This is a genomic window from Mesorhizobium sp. M1312, assembly GCF_040318115.1.
In the GTDB taxonomy this organism is placed as follows: domain Bacteria; phylum Pseudomonadota; class Alphaproteobacteria; order Rhizobiales; family Rhizobiaceae; genus Mesorhizobium.
This window is the reverse complement of record NZ_JAMYLQ010000018.1, coordinates 72,404-90,363: the sequence shown is the minus strand read 5'-3', so window position 1 is coordinate 90,363 and position 17,960 is coordinate 72,404. Positions and strand designations below refer to the sequence as shown.

Annotated in this window: 14 protein-coding genes and 1 pseudogene; 10 read left to right on the top strand and 5 right to left on the bottom strand. The window is 62.7% G+C overall.

The window, feature by feature from the left end; translation table 11 throughout:
• Positions 1 to 380: 380 nt before the first annotated feature.
• The 9 genes and pseudogenes from NKH36_RS20650 to NKH36_RS20610 all read left to right on the top strand — a co-directional run bounded on the left by NKH36_RS20650 (position 381) and on the right by NKH36_RS20610 (position 11,539).
• Positions 381 to 1,391: an ABC transporter permease gene (locus NKH36_RS20650; protein WP_352964224.1), complete on the top strand. Its 1,011-nt coding sequence runs from the start codon at positions 381 to 383 to the stop codon at positions 1,389 to 1,391.
• Positions 1,392 to 1,507: 116 nt separating this feature from the next.
• Positions 1,508 to 2,446, top strand: coding sequence for a sugar ABC transporter substrate-binding protein (locus NKH36_RS20645; RefSeq protein ID WP_352964222.1), 939 nt, complete (start codon positions 1,508 to 1,510; stop codon positions 2,444 to 2,446).
• A gap of 33 nt (positions 2,447 to 2,479) precedes the next feature.
• Complete coding sequence (locus tag NKH36_RS20640; protein ID WP_352964219.1) at positions 2,480 to 3,988, top strand: sugar ABC transporter ATP-binding protein; 1,509 nt, start codon at positions 2,480 to 2,482, stop codon at positions 3,986 to 3,988.
• 154 nt (positions 3,989 to 4,142) lie between these two features.
• The gene (locus NKH36_RS20635; RefSeq protein ID WP_352964217.1) at positions 4,143 to 4,907 is read left to right on the top strand and encodes an SDR family oxidoreductase; all 765 of its coding nucleotides are present in this window, start codon (positions 4,143 to 4,145) and stop codon (positions 4,905 to 4,907) included.
• Positions 4,908 to 4,919: 12 nt separating this feature from the next.
• Positions 4,920 to 5,705, top strand: coding sequence for an SDR family oxidoreductase (locus tag NKH36_RS20630; protein WP_352964214.1), 786 nt, complete (start codon positions 4,920 to 4,922; stop codon positions 5,703 to 5,705).
• Between the two features lie 643 nt (positions 5,706 to 6,348).
• The gene (locus NKH36_RS20625) at positions 6,349 to 7,323 is read left to right on the top strand and encodes an ABC transporter substrate-binding protein (RefSeq protein ID WP_352964211.1); all 975 of its coding nucleotides are present in this window, start codon (positions 6,349 to 6,351) and stop codon (positions 7,321 to 7,323) included.
• 76 nt (positions 7,324 to 7,399) lie between these two features.
• Positions 7,400 to 8,473, top strand: coding sequence for a quaternary amine ABC transporter ATP-binding protein (locus NKH36_RS20620; RefSeq protein ID WP_352964209.1), 1,074 nt, complete (start codon positions 7,400 to 7,402; stop codon positions 8,471 to 8,473).
• Complete coding sequence (locus NKH36_RS20615; protein ID WP_352964206.1) at positions 8,470 to 10,452, top strand: ABC transporter permease; 1,983 nt, start codon at positions 8,470 to 8,472, stop codon at positions 10,450 to 10,452. The genes NKH36_RS20620 and NKH36_RS20615 overlap by 4 nt, the downstream gene beginning before the upstream one ends.
• Positions 10,453 to 10,514: 62 nt before the next feature.
• Positions 10,515 to 11,539, top strand: a pseudogene (locus NKH36_RS20610) (serine hydrolase domain-containing protein).
• 180 nt (positions 11,540 to 11,719) lie between these two features.
• Here NKH36_RS20610 and NKH36_RS20605 read toward each other — a convergent pair.
• The gene (locus NKH36_RS20605; RefSeq protein WP_352964203.1) at positions 11,720 to 13,078 is read right to left on the bottom strand and encodes a trimethylamine monooxygenase; all 1,359 of its coding nucleotides are present in this window, start codon (positions 13,076 to 13,078) and stop codon (positions 11,720 to 11,722) included.
• Positions 13,079 to 13,319: 241 nt separating this feature from the next.
• Here NKH36_RS20605 and NKH36_RS20600 point away from each other — a divergent pair, with 241 nt between their 5' ends.
• On the top strand, positions 13,320 to 14,027 hold the full coding sequence (locus tag NKH36_RS20600; protein ID WP_352964200.1) for a helix-turn-helix domain-containing protein: 708 nt from the start codon (positions 13,320 to 13,322) through the stop codon (positions 14,025 to 14,027).
• A gap of 170 nt (positions 14,028 to 14,197) precedes the next feature.
• On the opposite strand, the gene NKH36_RS20595 is transcribed toward NKH36_RS20600, so the two are convergent.
• From NKH36_RS20595 to NKH36_RS20580, 4 genes are read right to left on the bottom strand one after another with little or no spacing between them, the layout of a single operon-like run.
• Positions 14,198 to 15,238, bottom strand: a complete 1,041-nt coding sequence (locus NKH36_RS20595; RefSeq protein WP_352964251.1) for a heme-dependent oxidative N-demethylase family protein — start codon at positions 15,236 to 15,238, stop codon at positions 14,198 to 14,200.
• A 9-nt stretch (positions 15,239 to 15,247) separates the two neighbouring features.
• A complete protein-coding gene (locus tag NKH36_RS20590; protein WP_352964197.1) occupies positions 15,248 to 16,213 on the bottom strand; it encodes a PDR/VanB family oxidoreductase in 966 nt (321 codons plus the stop codon).
• Positions 16,210 to 16,806: a dimethylamine monooxygenase subunit DmmA family protein gene (locus tag NKH36_RS20585; protein WP_352964194.1), complete on the bottom strand. Its 597-nt coding sequence runs from the start codon at positions 16,804 to 16,806 to the stop codon at positions 16,210 to 16,212. The genes NKH36_RS20590 and NKH36_RS20585 overlap by 4 nt, the downstream gene beginning before the upstream one ends.
• Before the next feature lie 14 nt (positions 16,807 to 16,820).
• Entirely contained in the window at positions 16,821 to 17,954 is a 1,134-nt protein-coding gene (locus NKH36_RS20580; protein WP_352964191.1) for an aminomethyl transferase family protein, read from the bottom strand.
• Positions 17,955 to 17,960: the final 6 nt, after the last annotated feature.

Below are 17,960 nucleotides of genomic sequence, written 5' to 3'. Positions count from 1 at the left end.
TCCGACCAAGCGACACGAAATCGTTCTGCGTGCCCAGGATTCACGATTTAAGACATCGACAAGATATCGTCTACAACGCGAGATGAAAGCCAAAATGGTCAACATTTACTTTGTCTTGGCCGTCCTGCCCTGCTCAAGCAGCCGAAATGAAGTGGCAGGATGAGACCGGATGTGAAACGCGGCATTTCATGCCCTTTCGTAAGGCAAACCGGCTGGCGGCGCAAACCGGCGTGGAATGATGCGGCGGGCCTTGACAATTTTCCGATGAACAGTTTAGCTGAACAAAATTGCATATCAAAGATAAATTGTTCACAGGGAGGTGCCTGGTGAGCAAGCGTGAGCCGACGACGCATCGCCGGATCGCTGATGGAGGAGACAAGATGGCTCTGAGCAACGGTGCAAGCGAGTTGAAGGCCGGCCCAGATGCGCAGGCCGCGGCGGGCGCGAAGCTTTCGGCCCTGTTCGCCGGAACCTTGGGACCGCTGATCGGGCTGGTGCTGCTGTGCCTTGCGCTGTCGCTGACCACCGACACGTTCCTGACCGTCCGCAACATCCTCAACGTGCTCGACCAGGTCACCGTGCTCGGCATCATGGCGATCGGCATGACGCTGGTCATCCTGATCGGCGGCATCGACCTCTCCGTCGGCTCCGTGCTGGCGCTCGCCGCCATGGTGATGGGGTTCGTCGCCCATCCCGACCATCTCAATCTCGGCATGCCCGCCGGCATCGTCACAGCGCTTGTCGTTGCTGGATTTTGCGGGCTGGTTTCAGGCCTGCTCGTGACCGTCACCAAGCTGCCGCCCTTCATCGCCACGCTGGCCATGATGTCGGTGGCCCGCGGACTCGCCAACATGATCACCGACGGCTCGCAGATCATCGGCTTCCCCGACTGGTTCACCAGCCTGTCGATCATCCGCCATTTTGGCTTCCTGTCGGTCACCGTCGGCTTGATGATCGTTCTGGCGATCATCTTCGCAATCTTCCTCAACTACCGCGCGACCGGCCGCAGCCTCTACGCGATCGGCGGCAGCGCCGAAGTCGCCAGGCTGTCCGGCATACCGGTCAAATCGCTGACCAACTGGGTCTATGCGATCTGCGGCGTGCTGGCCGGGCTTGCCGGCATCGTGCTTGCGGCACGGCTCGATTCCGTCCAGCCGAGCTCCGGCTTCGGCTACGAACTGGACACGATCGCGGGGGTTGTGATCGGCGGCGCCAGCCTGTCGGGCGGCGTCGGCTCGATCGGCGGCACCGCCATCGGCGTGCTCATCATCGGTGTGCTGCGCAACGGGCTGAACCTGCTCGGCGTGTCGCCCTTCATCCAGCAGGTGGTGATCGGCGTGGTGATCGCGCTGGCGGTGGCCACGGATACGTGGCGGCGCAGAACGCAATGAAGAATTCGCCCGGGTGTCCGGGCGAAAACGGATCGGTTGATCCGAACTGGGAGTTGTTCGGCCAACGGCGCCGTGATGCGCCGGCAGAACAGATTGAACATCAACGGAGGAAACACATGCTGACCAAACGTTCATTGCTGCTTGCTGCCGCAGCCGTCATTCCGCTGCTCGGACTGTCCGAGATGGCGTCGGCCAAGGAGGCCAAGAAACTTGGCCTTGCCGTCGCCAACCTGCAGGCCGATTTCTTCAACCAGATCAAGCAGTCCGTCGAAGCCTATGGCAAGGAAAAGGGCATCGAAATCATCACCGTCGACGCCAAGGGCGATTCGGCGACCCAGGTCAGCCAGGTGCAGGACCTGATCACGCAGAACATCGATGCGCTGATCTACATCCCGGCCGGCGCCACCGCCGCCACCGTGCCGACCAAGACGGCCAAGGCTGCCGGCATCCCAGTCATCAATGTCGACCGCAATGCCGAGGGCGCGCCCGGCGACACCTTCATCGCCACCAACAGCGTCGCATCGGCCAAGGCGGTTTGCGACTACATCGCCAAGCAGGCCGGCGGCAAAGGCGAACTGATCATCATCCATGGCCAGAAAGGCACGACGCCCGAGGTCGACCGGTCGAAAGGCTGCGGCGAAGCGCTGAGCGCCTATCCCGACATCAAGGTGGTCGGCGAGCTGTGGAGCGAAGGCTGGCATCAGGACGAAGGCTTCAAGCTGACGCAGGACCTGCTGCAGTCGCATCCCGACGTGTCGATCGTCATCGGCCAGGCCGATGCGCTGGCGCTCGGTGCCGCGCAGGCGGTCAAGGTCGCCAATCCCGGCCACAAGGTCTGGGTTGCCGGCTTCGACGGCGACGTGGCGGCGCTGAAGGCTTTGAAGGGCGGCGTTTTCGACGTAACCGCGACGCAGCAGACACAAGGCATGGGCCGGCTTGCCGTCGACGCGGCGATCAAGCTGGTGGCCGGCGAAACCGTTCCCGCAGAACAGCTGCAGGACGCGACGCTGACCACCAAGGACAATGTCGACCAGTTCATCGCCAAGCATCCCTGATCCCAAAGAGTCCGGCATTTGATGAGCGGAACGATGTCCTTGGATCCCAGCCATACGCAGACCCCGCATCTTGGGCTCTTCGTCAGCGGCCTCTGCAAAAGCTACGGACCGGTCCAGGTCCTGGCCGATGCGAGCTTCGAGGTGCGGCCGGGAGAGGTCGTGGCGCTGCTTGGAGAAAATGGCGCGGGCAAGTCCACCGTTTCGAACATCATCGCCGGATCGACCAAACCCGATGCCGGCAGCATCACATGGCGGGGGAAGCCCTATTCCCCCGCCTCTCCCGCCGCCGCCATCGACGCCGGCGTCGGCATGATCCACCAGGAACTGAAGCTGCTGCCGGATCTGTCGGTCGCCGAGAACGTCTACGTCGGACGCCTGCCGATGCGCGGCGGACGCATCGACCGTGCAGCCATGAATGCGCGGGCATCGGCCCAACTGAAGCGCCTTGGCCTCGACGTTTCGCCGGAGCGCAAGGTGCGCACGCTGCGCATCGCCGCCCAGCAGCAGGTCGAGATCGCCAAGGCGTTGACACTCAATGCCGAGCTTCTGATCTTCGACGAACCGACAGCAGCACTTGGCAGCGAGGAAACGGAACTGCTGTTCCAGCAGATCCGCAAGCTCAAGGCGGAAGGCATGTCCTTCATTTATATCAGCCACCGGCTGGACGAGATCGCTGAGATCGCCGACCGCGTCGTCGTGATGCGCGACGGGCGCATCGTCGCCCGCCACGAGCGCGCCGACATTCCGGTGCGCACCGTGGTCGAACAGATGGTCGGCCGCAGCGTCGATCGGATGTTCCCGCCGCTCTCGGAACCGGGCAGCGAGACGTTGCTCGAAGTCCAGAACCTGTCCTCGCCGGAACGCAGTTTTCAGAATGTCAGCTTCTCGGTGCGGACCGGCGAAATCCTTGGCATCGCCGGGCTGATCGGCGCCGGCCGGACGGAACTGGTGCGCGCGATCGCCGGCGCCGATCCGATTTCATCCGGGTCGGTGCGCGTCGCCGGCAAACCGGTGCACCTCAATGGCCCGGCGGCGGCGATCAAGGCCGGCGTCGTGCTGGTGCCGGAAGACCGCAAGGCGCAAGGCGTGGTGCTCGACCAGACCATCGGCGAGAATCTGGCGATCGGCAATTTCGACCATGTCGCGCCGAATGGCTGGGTGTTTCCAAAGGCGGTGCAGAAATTCGCCGAGGCCGGCATAAGCCGGCTTGGGGTCAAGGGCCGGCCTAACCAGGCGATCAGCAAGCTTTCCGGCGGCAACCAGCAGAAGGTGATCATCGCCAAATGGATTTCACGGCCGCCCAAGGTGTTCATCCTGGACGAGCCCACACGCGGCATCGATGTCGGCGCCCGCGCCGCGATCTACGATGTCATCGCCGACCTCGCCCGCTCCGGCATGGCGGTGGTGGTGGTGAGTTCCGACCTCGAGGAAGTGCTCGGCCTGTCGCATCGCGTGCTGGTGCTGAGCCGTGGCCGCCAGCGCGGCATTCTCGATCGCAGCGAAGCAAGCAACGTCGCCGTCATGGAACTTGCCACAAGCTAGGACGTAACCAGCGATCGGGGAATCGGAACAAAGCGCAGCAGGTGGTATTCTCCCAAGCACCGGACCGCGCGGGGCGCCAGCAACAAGGTTGGCGCCCCTTCATTTCCGAAGGACGGCATTTCAGGAGCCGGCGGTTAGAGCAGAGGGACCGACGATGAAACTATTCGATCTTCATGGGGATGTTGCCCTCGTCACCGGCGCCGGCAGCGGCATCGGGCAAGCGATCGCCATCGGCCTGGCCGAGGCCGGCGCCGATATCGCCTGTTTCGGCCATGCCTCGAAGGGCGGGCTGGACGAGACCGCGCACAGAATTTCTGCCCTCGGCCGCAAGGCTCTGGTGCTGACCGGCACGGTGACTTCAGAGGCCGATTTGGCAGTGGCGATCGAGCGTACGGAGAAGGAGCTGGGCGCGCTGACCATCGCCGTCAACAATGCCGGCGTTGCCGCGGCCGAGCCGGCCGAGACGCTGTCGCTGGAGAAATGGCAGAAGCTTTACGACGTCAATGTCAACGGCGTGTTCCTGTCCTGCCAGGCCGAAGCGCGCGCAATGCTGACGCGGCGCAAAGGCTCGATCATTAACATCGCCTCGATGTCGGGCTCGATCGTCAATCGCGGCCTGACCCAGGCGCATTACAATTCGTCGAAGGCTGCCGTCATCCATATGTCGAAGAGCCTCGCCATGGAGTGGGCCGATCGCGGCCTGCGCGTCAACGTCGTCAGCCCCGGCTACACGCTGACGCCGATGAACAAGCGGCCGGAGGTCGCCGACCAGGTCAGGATCTTCGAGCGCGACACGCCGATGGGGCGCATGGCGGCGCCGGAAGAGATGGTCGGCCCGACCGTGTTCCTGGCCAGCCGCGCTTCGAGTTTCGTCACCGGCATCGACCTGATCGTCGATGGCGGCTTTGTCTGCTGGTAGGAGAACAGGAAAGTGCAGAAGCGGTTCGAGGGAAAGACGGCGGTCATCACCGGCGCCAGCGGCGGCATTGGCGCAGCCATGGCTAGGCGCTTTGCGGCGGAAGGTGCTGCGGTCGTCGTCAGCGCCATCGACGCGCGCGTCGACGAGGTCGCCGCCGGACTGAAGGCTGAAGGCGCCAAGGTCGCATCGCTGCGCATGGACGTGACCAAGAAGGACGAGGTCGCCGCCCTCTACGATCTGGCCGAAGGGCAGTTCGGCCGTGTCGACATCTCCGTGCAGAATGCCGGCGTCATCACCATCGCCAGGATCGAGGCGATGACCGAGGCCGAATGGGACAAGGTGATGGCGGTCAACACCAAGGGCGTATTCCTGTGCTGCCAGGAGGCGATCGCACGCATCCGCAAGCATGGCGACGGCGGCCGGTTGATCAACACCGCATCCGGCCAAGCTCGCCAGGGTTTTATTTACACGCCGCATTATGCGGCGTCTAAATTCGGCGTCGTCGGCATCACCCAGAGTCTTGCCAAGGAAGTGGCCAAGGAGAAGATCACCGTCAACGCGATCTGTCCCGGCATAATCGACACCGACATGTGGGCCTATAACGACGCGGCATGGGGCAGGCTGATGGGCGACTACAAGCCCGGCGAGCTGATGGCCGAATGGGTGAAGAACATCCCGATGGGCCGCGCCGGCAGCGGCGAGGACGTTTCCGGCCTGGTCAGCTTTCTGGCCAGCAACGACGCCGCCTACATCACCGGTCAGACCATCAATGTCGATGGCGGCCTGATCATGTCGTGAGGATGCTCCGACGGCATTCGAATTGCGCGCTGCAATTGTCTCTTCATCCTTTTCGAAGCCGGCACCGCCCCTCACCTGCCTGCCGGCATCCTTCCCCGTATAGCGACGGGGAGAGGGGCGCTGTCGTCGCCGGTTTCGCAAATCGCGGGCGCAGCAAGTAGAGCGCCGACGTTGCGGCAAGCCCCCTTCTCCCCGTCGCTATACGGGGAGAAGTGCCCGGCAGGGCGATGAGGGGCAGCGCCGACTTCGACAATCTGAAATGAATTCCGAATCTGAAGCGGTTGCCCTGACCAGATGGCATTAGTCGTTGCGCGACATAAGCGTTGGTATATATAATTTCATCTCATGAAAATGGCTTCGGTGATTGCCGACAGCCGACATCATGGGACCTTGATGGCTCGCAAGCTTGAGGGCGCCGAAAGACCGGCGACCGATCCGCGGATCACTGCTTCGGCAGCACGGCAGCCATGACGCGACCCGTCCCGAACGACATCTTATCAAATTGGGCATCATTCCGTCTGCGCCGGCAGTAATGTAGTGCCTATTGGCCTTGCGCAACGACCAGCTTTTCCAACACAATCAAAAAAGACGAGAAGAAGGGAACGAACGATAACTTCCACTAGAGCTTGACAGGAGAACAAGCATGTCACTGCGGCGTATGATTTCGAGACTATCAATGGGAGCCTTAACACTTGCCGCGGCAAGTGCATTCACGCCTTCGGCCCAGGCTGCGGCGCCAGAATCCACCGACCCGATCAAGATCGCGCTGTTCGACTGGACCAGCGTCAATCTGAACGCAAAGATCCTCGGCGGCATTCTCGAAAAACTTGGATACGCGGTCGAGTACCCGACCGCCGACTATCTCTCCAGCCTGACCACCGGCCTCACCAATGGCGATCTCTCTGTCGCGCTGGAATTCTGGGACACGACGGCCGGCGAAGCCATGAAGGCGTCGGATGCGACCGGCCAGACCGAACGCCTCGGCAAGCTCGGGCCCAAGGCCAAGGAAGAATGGTGGTATCCCGAATACATGAAAGAGAAATGCCCGGGCCTGCCGAACTGGGAAGCGCTGAAGGACCCGAAATGCGCCGAAGCCTTCTCGACCGCCGAAACGGCGCCGAACGGCCGCTATCTCGGCGGTCCCGTGACATGGGAGGGTTTTGACGACGAGCGTGCCGCGGCGCTGAAGCTGCCCTTCACCGTCATCCATGCCGGCACCGATGCGGCGATGTTCGCCGAACTGGAATCGGCCTACCAGCGCAAGGCGCCGATCATGCTGTGGGTCTATTCGCCGCATTGGGCGCCAGCCAAATATAAGGGCGAATGGGTCGAATTCCCCGACTATACGGCGGAGTGCTACAACGATCCGAAATGGGGCGTGAACCCCGAGGCAAAGTATGACTGCGGCAAGCCGCATGGCGAGATCTGGAAGTATTCCTGGGCCGGCATGAAGGACAAATGGCCGGTCGCCCACAAGGTGGCGAAGAACTACACGGTCGACACTGACGAGCTCAACAAGATGAGCGGCGAGATCGATCTCGAAGGCAAGACGCCGGAAGACGTCGCCGCCGCCTGGATCGCAGCCCACGAAGCCGACTGGAAAGCCTGGGCCGAGTGATCGTTCCAACTGGAAAACTGCGAGACCCGGCTCCTTGTGGCCGGGTCTCTATCCCATATTCCAGAAGGACGACTGCATGGCCGATACGACTGAACAGGTGCCGCAAGTGGCAGATGCCCGCCCGATAAAGCTCGCCTGCCACAACGTCTGGAAGCTGTTCGGCGCGAACGCGGCCAATTTCATCCGCCAGCGCGACGGCAAGGCCAGCATGGCGGACATCGCCGCGGCCGGGCTGGTCGGCGCGGTGCGCGCCGTCGACCTCGAAATCCGCCAAGGCGAGATCTTCATCATCATGGGCCTGTCCGGCTCCGGCAAATCGACGCTGGTGCGCTGCATGTCGCGGCTGGTCGAGCCGACGCATGGCAAGGTCGAGTTCGAGGGCAAGGATCTCCTGGAGATTTCCGATGCCGCGCTGATCGAATTGCGGCGCCACCGCATGGGCATGGTGTTCCAGAATTTCGCCCTGTTGCCGCATCTCAACGTGCTGGAGAACATCGCCTTTCCCTTGGGCATCCAGGGACAGGACCGGCCGACGCGCGAGAAGCGCGCGCGGGAAGTGATTGAGCTTGTCGGCCTGCGCGGCCGCGAGCATTTCTATCCGCGCGAGCTTTCCGGGGGCCAGCAGCAGCGGGTCGGCATCGCCCGCAGCCTCGCCACCAAACCGGAGATCTGGTTTCTCGACGAGCCGTTCTCGGCGCTCGATCCGCTGATCCGGCGCGAGATGCAGGACGAGCTGATGCGGCTGCAGATCATGCTGCACAAGACCATCGTCTTCATCACCCATGATTTCGACGAGGCCATCCGGCTGGCCGACCGCATCGCCATCATGAAGGACGGCGAAATCATCCAGATCGGCACGCCGGAAGAGCTGGTGGTCAATCCGGCAACCGACTATGTCGCCGAATTCACCCGCGACGTCGACCGCGCCAAGGTGATCTCGGCGCGAAGCCTGATGCGCGCCTGCGACGGCACCGAGCATGGCGGCATGGTCGCGCCGGATGCCAAGATATCAACTTTTTCGGCAAGCATCGTCTCGGCTGGCAAGCCGTTCGCTGTGGTCACCGGCAGCGGCAAGCCGATCGGCGAAGTCACGCCGCAAGCCGTGATCGATCTTCTGGCAGGCATCGAACGTCCCAGGGCCGGCGCATGACGGTGACGGCAAGCACCAGCGAAGCGAGATCGCGGCCGGTTCAGATCTGGCTGGTGGTCTGGGCCTGCGCCCTTGCCGCGGTGCTGGCCCTGTTCCTGCTGCAGGACAGGCTGCCCTGGGCGGTCAACTATCCGGCCGGCGCAATCGTTCCGATCGCCGACTGGGTCAGCGCGCTGATGGACCTGATAAAGTCGAACTTCTCCTGGCTGACGCGGTCGATCACCGCGGCGCTCAGCGTGCCGCTCGATTTTGCGCTCAATCTGCTTGCCAAGAATTTCAAGATCGGCCATGGCACGGATATGATCGTCCTGCCGCGCCTGTCCTGGGTTGGCGTGTGCATCGCTGCATTCCTGGCCGGACGCGCCGCCGGCGGCTGGAAGCTCGGCGCGCTGGTCGGCGGCTGTTTTCTCTACATCGCGCTGTTCGGCCAATGGACCAGCGCAATGCTGACGCTCGGGCTGATCTCCATCGCCGTGCCGTTCTGCATCGTCACCGGATTGTTCGTCGGCATCTGGGCGTGGCGCAAGCCTTGGGCGGAGAGGCTGTTGATCTCCCCTGCCCTCGATCTGATGCAGACCATCCCGACCTTCGCCTATCTGATCCCGATGCTTCTGCTGTTCGGCAACAGCCCGGTTTCGGCGATGATCGCGACGGCCATTTTCGCGACGCCGCCGATGGTGCGCGCGACGATGCTTGGACTGTCGCGGGTGCCATCCGAGATCGACGATTTCAGCGAGATGGCCGGCTGCACGGCGCGCCAAAAACTGTGGCGCGTGCTTTTGCCGTCGGCGCGTCCAGCGCTGATGGTCGGCGTCAACCAGGTCATCATGCTGGCGCTCAATATGGTGATTATCGCTTCGATGATCGGCGCCGGCGGCCTCGGTTACGACGTGCTTTTGGCGCTCAGGGCGCTAAAGGTCGGCGAGGCGATGGAAGCCGGCCTTGCCATCGTCGCGCTGGCAATCGCGCTCGACCGGCTGAGCCAGGCGATCGCGCGCAATCACGCGCAAGGTCATGTCTATCAGGAGGTGAGCCCGAGCTTCTGGCGCCGCTACCCCAACCTGACGCTGGCCATCGCCGTCCTTGCAGCCACAACGCTGCTTGGCCTGTTCGTGCCGGCCTTCGCCGCAGTGCCGAAGGCGATCACCTTCACCACCGCACCCATGTGGAAGACAGCAGTGAGCTGGATCACGATCAACTTCTTCGACACGATCGAGGCGTTCCGCGTGGCGCTGATCCTCAATGTGCTGAACCCGGTTCGCGCCTTCTGCGAGGGCTTCCCGTGGCTGGGTGCGGTGTTCCTGCTCGGCCTTGCCGGCTACCAGCTCGGCGGGCTGCGCCTAGCCGCTCTGGTCGCGGCGCTGACCGTCTTCTGCGCGATGAGCGGGCTCTGGGAAAAGACCATGGCGACGGTCTACCTGTGCGGCATCTCGGCCTTCATCGCTTGCCTGATCGGCATTCCGATCGGGCTGATGGCATCGCGCAGCGACCGTGTCGAGAAGATCGTCACCCCGATCATCGACACGCTGCAGGTGCTGCCGTCGTTCTGCTTCATCATCCCGGTGGTGATGCTGTTTCGCGTCGGCGACGTGACGGCGATGATCGCGACTGTCGCCTTCGCCGTGGTGCCGGCCATCCGCTACACCAATTATGGCCTGAGGCAGGTGTCGCCGGCACTGATCGAGGCGGCAAAGGTGTCGGGCTGCACCAAGCGCCAGACGTTCCTGCGCGTGCAGCTGCCGCTGGCATTGCCCGAGATCATGCTGGGCGTCAACCAGACGATCCTGATGGCGCTGGCGATGATCATCATCTGCGCCATGGTCGGCACCCGCGATCTCGGCCAGGAGGTGTTCATCGCGCTGTCCAAGGCCGACTCAGGCCGCGGCATCGTCGCCGGCCTGGCCATCGCCTTCATCGGCATCGTCGCCGACCGGCTGTTCAACGCCTGGACGGCGAAGGCACGGGCAAGGCTGGGATAGCTGGAAAATGGAGGATCGCGCGTCACGTTCGTCTTGCCCAAAATGCATCCCAAGCTGGCTTCATGCTGAAGCGCCCCACCGTGATTCTAGCCTTTCTCCTCATTCTATCCGTCGCTGCTCACGGTGCGGATGGCCTGGAGGAGCGGCTTGAAAAGCTCTTTGATGAGGCCGAGCGCCTGACGCCGCTGCGCACGGTTGTCATTGCGCATGAGGGCGCGGTGGTGGCGGAGCGTGGCTATCGCGGCCACTCTCCGGCACGTCCCGCCAACATAAAATCCGCCTCCAAGTCGATCATCTCCGCGCTCGTCGGCATCGCCATCGACAAGGGCGTGCTCCAAGGCACTGACCAGAAGATCGCTCCGCTTCTTCAGGCCGACCTGCCCGCCGGCGTGGATCCGCGGCTCCAGGAGGTTACGATCGGTCATCTGCTTTCCATGCAGGCAGGGCTGGGTCGGACCTCCGGCCCAAACTACGGGCGCTGGGTGGCAAGCGACAACTGGGTGCGGACAGCGCTCGCCATGCCCTTCGACGACGAACCGGGCGGTACCATGCTCTATTCCACCGGCTCGACCCATCTCCTTTCGGCGATCTTGACGCGGCGGACCGGCCGCTCAACGCTGGAACTGGCGCGCGAATGGCTGGGGCCGCAGGAGGGATTTTCCATCGCCGCCTGGGACCGCGACCCACAGGGCATCTTTCTCGGCGGCAACCAGATGGCCATGAGCCCGCGCTCGCTGCTCGCCTTTGGCGAGCTCTACCGCAGCGGCGGGATGAACCGCGGCGGACGGCAGCTCGTGCCGGCCGATTGGATTAAGCTCTCCTGGCAGCCACGCACCGCCTCCCGTTTCACCGGTGACGGTTATGGCTATGGTTGGTTCATCCGTCAGATCGCGGGCGAAGCGGTCTTCTACGGGTGGGGTATGGCGGGCAGATGGTCTATGTTGTGCCCGGGCGCGCGTTGACCGTGGTCATGACTTCAGATGAAAACGGCCCCTCCGGCCGCAGCGGCCACCGCGACGATCTCCATGCCCTGCTCGAGCGGATCATTGAGGCGGTGAAAGACGTGCGCGAGGCTCGCAGCAAGTAATGCATGTCGCGCAAAAGCGCGCAGCGGTTTTGCGATAACGACATGCATAAAAAAGAACTTAAGGCGCGTCGCATGAATCCTCCAAACGCAACGCGCTTTAGACCCTCTGCACAGAGGATTTGACGGGCTCGATGGGTTGCAAGCTGGGCAGGCCGTCAGCCCGATGCGGCGAGGAAGCCGCTACTCCGCCGCGACCCCTTTCACTTCCAGATAGGATTCCATAGAATCGTCCATCGCCTGCAGCCACGGCGTATGGTGCAATGGCGCCATCGTGCCGGTCATCAGCGAGCGGTAGGCGTGATCGCGGAAGCTCATGATGTCGGCAGCCTTGTGGTGCTCCCATTCCATGAAGGTCTGATTTGTCGCCTCGACGTCGAATTCCGGATAATCGGTCTGCTCCATCAGTTCCTTGGTGTAGTCGCCCTGGAACCAGATCATCTGCTCGGCGTCTTCCAGCGTTTCCTCGCGCGCCCGCCATCTCCTGCCATGTTCCGCCATCGCTTCTGCCGAGGGCAGTTCGATGCGGCCCATGATGACGTCGCGCGCGAACCAGGCCTGCGCGTCGAACATGTTGAAGGTGTAGAACTGGTCCTGCATGCCGATATAGAACAGCTGCGGGTTCTTCTCCCAGACGACGCCCTCATAGAGCCCGTCCGGCCACATGCGGTTGGCGGTCTTGAGCTTCAGATCTTCGGTGAGGAACGGGAATGAATGGAGATAGCCCGTGCACAGGATGATGGCGTCGACATCCCTGGTGCTGCCGTCCTTGAAATGCGCGGTCTTGCCGACGACCTTCTGCAGCAGCGGCACTTCCTTCCAGTTGGCAGGCCATTTGAAGCCCATCGGCTTCGAGCGGTAGCTGGAGGTGATCGATTTGGCACCGTATTTGTAGCATTGCGAGCCGATATCCTCGGCCGAATAGGAGCGGCCGATGATCAGGATGTCCTTATCCCTAAATTCCATGGCGTCGCGGAAATCATGGCTGTGCAGGATGCGGCCATTGAAGGTCGAAAAACCCTCGAAATAGGGCACGTTGGGCACGGAAAAATGCCCCGAGGCGACGACGACGTTGTCGAACTCCTCCGAATAGGTGACGTCGTTGGTGCGGTCATGCGCGGTGACGGTGAACTTTTTCGTCGCGTCGGAGAAGGTCACCATGCGCACCGGGCTGTTGAATCGCACCCATTGGCGCACGCCGGATTTTTCGACGCGGCCCTTGATATAGTCCCACAGCACCGCGCGCGGCGGGTAGGAGCCGATCGGACGGCCAAAGTGCTCCTCAAACGTGTAGTCGGCAAATTCGAGGCATTCCTTCGGCCCGTTCGACCAGAGGTAACGGTACATCGAGCCATGCACCGGGTCGCCATGCTCGTCGAGGCCGGTGCGCCAGGTGTAATTCCACAGGCCGCCCCAGTCGGACTGCTTTTCGAAGCAGACGATTTCCGGAATATCCGCACCCTTGTCGGCCGCCGACTTGAAGGCTCGAAGCTGGGCCATGCCGGAAGGTCCGGCTCCGATGACGGCAACACGACTTTTCATTGCGGGCCTCCCGGTCTCATTTCTCTAACGAAACAAATTTCACTGACAGGACAGTAATTGCCCCTTCGATGCTGTCAACAGGCCTTCTGCTAAAACCGCGTTTCACCAGATCGGATTTTCAGCAAACCGCCGACGGCGGAGAGCACGCCGTTCGAGTGGCTTGCTGTCACAGTTGCGCTCTGTATCCGCACCGAATATGTTTACCGTGAGTGAAATAAATCCTCAGCAACCGGGTGGCGATATGGCGAAGAAGGCTTCCAATTTCAGGAATGGGGCAGCCGCCAAGGCCAAGCCGTCGCCGAAGGGTGTGGCAACGATCCGGACGCCACTGACCCAGGACCCGCACGCCGTTCGCGACACCCGCGAAAAAGTCCTGGAGGTCGCAATCGGCCGCGAGGTGCGGGCGTTTCGCAAAAAACTCGGCATCACCGTCGCCGATCTTGCGGCTGCCACCGACATTTCGCTCGGCATGCTGTCGAAGATCGAAAATGGCATCACCTCGCCGTCACTGACCACTTTGCAGGCGCTGTCGCGGGCGCTCGGCGTTCCGGTCACCGCCTTCTTCCGCCGCTTCGAGGAAGAGCGCAGCGCCGTCTTCGTTAGGGCTGGCGAAGGCCTCGACGTCGAGCGGCGCGGCACGCGTGCCGGCCACCAGTACAATCTGCTCGGCCATGTCGGCTCCAACACCAGCGGCGTCGTCGTCGAGCCCTATCTGATCACGCTGACCGAGGATTCCGATGTGTTTCCGACCTTCCAGCACGAAGGCATGGAGTTCCTCTACATGCTCGAAGGCGAGGTCACCTACCGGCACGGCAACAATCTCTATCCGATGAAGCCCGGCGACAGCCTGTTCTTCGACGCCGATGCGCCGCACGGACCGGAAGTGCTGACGGTTCTGCCGATGCGCTATCTCTCGATCATCTGCTATCCGCAGAGCAGTGCGGGCTGAGACTCTAGCTTGGGTTCCTCGCCCCACGAAAGTGGGGGAGAGGTGGCTCGGCGAAGCCGAGACGGAGAGGGGGAGCCGCGCTCTACGAAGGCCCCCTCTCCGGCCGCTTCGCGGCCACCTCTCCCCCGCTTCGCGGGGACGAGGAACCCAAATCACAAGCGCAGAAAAACTCAATCCGGCCCAAAGCCCGGGCTCGTCGGGCTGCCGTCATCCAGCTTTGACAGCCATTCGACCAGCGTCGCGCGGTAGCGCGTCAGGCCTTTGTAATTGACGAGTTCCTCGGGAAGGTCGCGGATGACGCGGTGCAGGCGCCGCGCCCATTTCGGCTGCGTCGCCAGCTCGTCCATCTTAATCAGGTAGCAGCGGATCGGAAAGACGATGCCGTTCGAGCGCGGCAGCCGCCAGAAGCTCTGCAGCTCGACGCGCAGATGGACCTTGTCGCCGACATTTTCGGGCGTCACCGTCGCCCGGTCCGGACCCCATTTGTGATAATTTTCCGGGCTGGTGTCGAGGCGCGGATTGATCGTCATCGTCCAGTTCAGCCGCCGCGCCGGCTTGCCTTGCTGGATGTTGGTGAGGAACTTCAGCGCCCGGACGAATATGCCCTTTTCATGCGCCAGCGGCACCGGCGCGTGCCACTCGAAGAAGTTCATACCGATGTCGAAATCCAGCGACCAGTCGGCCTGGGTGGTGACCATGCCGGCATCCATCCACAGATTGCCGTCACGCTGGTCGAGGATGCAGAAATCGCCTTGTGATTGCCGCGTGATGTATTCCATCGGTCCATAGGGCAGCGTCGACACGTCACCGAAGGTGAAGCTGTCGTCGATGCCGAGCGGCCGGTTTATCCAGCGCCATCTGTCGCCGTCGCGCGTCAGCGTGAAATGCTCAGGATAGCCTAAAGCCTGCTGTTCCATCAGAAGTTCGAGCAGGTCCCATCCCGCCAGCGTCATGTGCGGCAGCGACTGACAGCGCAGCGGGTCCTCCGCCAGCACCAGCGCGCGGTCCTGCATCTCGGCGACATAGTGCTCATCGACGTCGATCAGGTTTTCGAGCACGCTGCCCTTCGGCCCCAAAACATGCGGCTCGATGTTGACCGCATACATGTAGCTGTCTTCGTGGAACGGGAACGGAAACCGCCTGATGTGCTCCGGGCTGTTCCTGAAGGTGAAGTCGTTACGGAACGTTTCGTTACTAAAGGTGATGCCCAGGCTCGCCTCCTATCTTTCCAGAACCAGCGACCTGCCCTCGAAGCGCGACACGCAAGGCATGATCTTCTTGCAGGATCGGTGTTCTTCCTCGCTCAGCCAGTGGTCGTTGTGGATGAAGTTGCCGTCATGCGCGATGACATTTGTTTCGCACTGGCCGCAGACGCCGCCACGGCAGAGATAGGGCGGATCGACGCCGGCCGCCTCGATTGCCTCGAGCAGGCTCTGCTGCTCGCCGACGCGGATCGTCTTGGCGCTGACCGCCAGCGTCACGTCGAACGGGGCGCCGGGCTGCGGCGCGGCGAAATGTTCAAAATGCACGGTTTCCGCCGGCCACCCCAAGGCAGCAGCGCGGTCGCGCACCCAGCCGATCATGCCCGACGGGCCGCAGACGTAGAGATGTGTGCCGAGCGGCTGCGACGACAGCAGCCAGTCGAGCTCGATGCGCTCGTCCCGGTCGTCGTGATAGAGCCTGACGCGGCGATCGTAGCGCTGTCTGAGTACATCGGCATAGGTGCCGAGCGAGGCGGTGCGGCAGGTGTAGTGCAGCTCGAAATTGCCGCCATCCGCCGCCAGCTGCGCGGTCTGCGCCATGAATGGGGTGATGCCGATGCCGCCGGCCAGCATCAGGTGCTTTCTGGCACGCAAGTCGAGCGAGAACAGATTGACGGGGTAGCTGATCACCATCTCCATGCCGGGCCTGACATGCCTGTGCATGAACAGCGAGCCACCGCGGCCGGCATCGTCGCGGCGCACCGAGATCGTGTATTCGCGCGTGTCGAGCGGCGAACCCATCAGCGAATAGGGATTGAGCCTCGTCCGCTCGCCGTCGCGCATCTCCACCACAACATGGGCGCCGCCGGAAAATGTCGGCAAAAGCTGCCCGTCGCGCCTGCGGAAATGGAAGCGAGTGACCAATTCGTTGACCGGAACGACATCGCTCACCACGACGTCGAGCTTGGTGGTGCCGGTGCTCATCGAAAGATCTCCTCCGTCGGAGGAATTTCGCTGCGGTCTTCCGCATTGATGCAGACGCCCTGGAATGCCGCGAGGCGTCTGGAATAGTGATCGCGTACCAGGAGAAGCAGGCCGCAATGCGAACAGGTCGCCGGCTGCGTCGTCACGTTCTCAGTGATGCCCTTGCAATGGACGCACTGGATGCGGCGCGCCAGCGAGCCGCGGTGCTCGGTCTGGATCGCGGTGTGGTCGATGCCGGCTTCGAGCGCCGCCTGCATGGCCTGGCCGATCAACCCTTCCGTGCCGGCGAGATAGAGGCGCAGGCCCATATGCGCGTTGGCCAGCGTTTGCTTCAGCCGCGGGAGGGCGCTGGCGGAGGAAGGCCCCTGGTAGAACTGCGCCGGCTTCAGCGCTTCGAGCGCGGCGACATGTCTGCCATCCTGGCCGGGTATGAAGATGATGTGGGCATCGGCAAAGAAACCATAGGGCGCCTTGGCGGCTAGGTCTGTTATGGCCAGCGCTCCTTCTGCATCCGCCACGAAAAGGTGGTGCTTGCCGGGCTGCGGGGACAGGGTTCCGTAGACCGGCCGGCTGATGATGCTTTTCGCTGCCATTCTCTCAGTATGCCTCAGCCTTTCGCCGTGCGCTTGGTCTTCTTCGGATCATCGAATGGAAGCGGCTCAGCCGTCGCGCTGATGGCGCCGCTCTGGTTGCGGATCTCGAGCCTGGTGCCCTGGACGGCGCAGTCGACATCGAGCCGGGCAATGCCCATCGATTTCTTGACCAGCGGCGAATACATGGCGCAGGTCACCACGCCAACCTTTTTGCCGTCGCGATAGACCGGCGCGCCCTCGTCGGCCGGCTCCTTGCCTTCGAGCAGCACGCCGAAGATCTTGAACCGCTCCTTGCCCTTGAGGCGGTAGTGCTCCTCGGCGCCGCGAAAGCCTGTCTTGCCGGGGCTGACGGTAAAGTCGAGGCCGAGTTCCCACAGCGTATCGCCGGGGCCTTCGTTCTCGAACGGATATTTCTGCGAATTGTCGTAGGGGTAGAACAAGAGGTAGCTCTCGACACGCAGCATGTCGAGCGTGGTGAACCGGCACGGGATGATGCCGGCGCTCTTGCCCTCATCGAGGATGGTATCCCAGATCGTGCCGGCATCCTGGCCACGGCAGAAAATCTCGTAGCCGCGTTCGCCGGTGTAGCCGGTGCGCGAGATCATCACCGGAAAACCGAACAGCCGGGTCTGCATGTGGTGGAAATAGTTGAGGTCGCGAATGCCGGGCACATGCTTTGCCAGAAAGTCGACTGATGTCGGACCCTGCAGCGAAAGGTCGTGCAGATTGTCGTCGAAGCGCAGCGAGACATCGCGGCCTATGGCGGCGCGCTGCAATTCCTCATGGCCGGTGCCCGAACCATGCACGACCATCCAGGCATTCGGGCCGGTGCGGTAGAGGATGCAGTCGTCGGTGAACTTGCCGGCCTCATTGAGCATGCAGGCATAGGCAGATTTGCCGGGATAGATCTTTTCCACGTCGCGCGTCGTCGCGAGGTCGATCAGATGCGAGGCATGCGGCCCGGTGATGTGGACCTTCTTCAGGCCCGACACATCCATCAGCCCGGCTTTGGTGCGGATGGCGACATACTCCTCGTCGGCGTCCTTGTCGTAGGTCCAGGCGGTGCCCATCCCGCTCCAGTCTTCGAGCTTCGAACCGAGCGCACGATGGCGATCCGCCAAGGTCGAAAATCTCCAGGATGCGGTCATGGACTT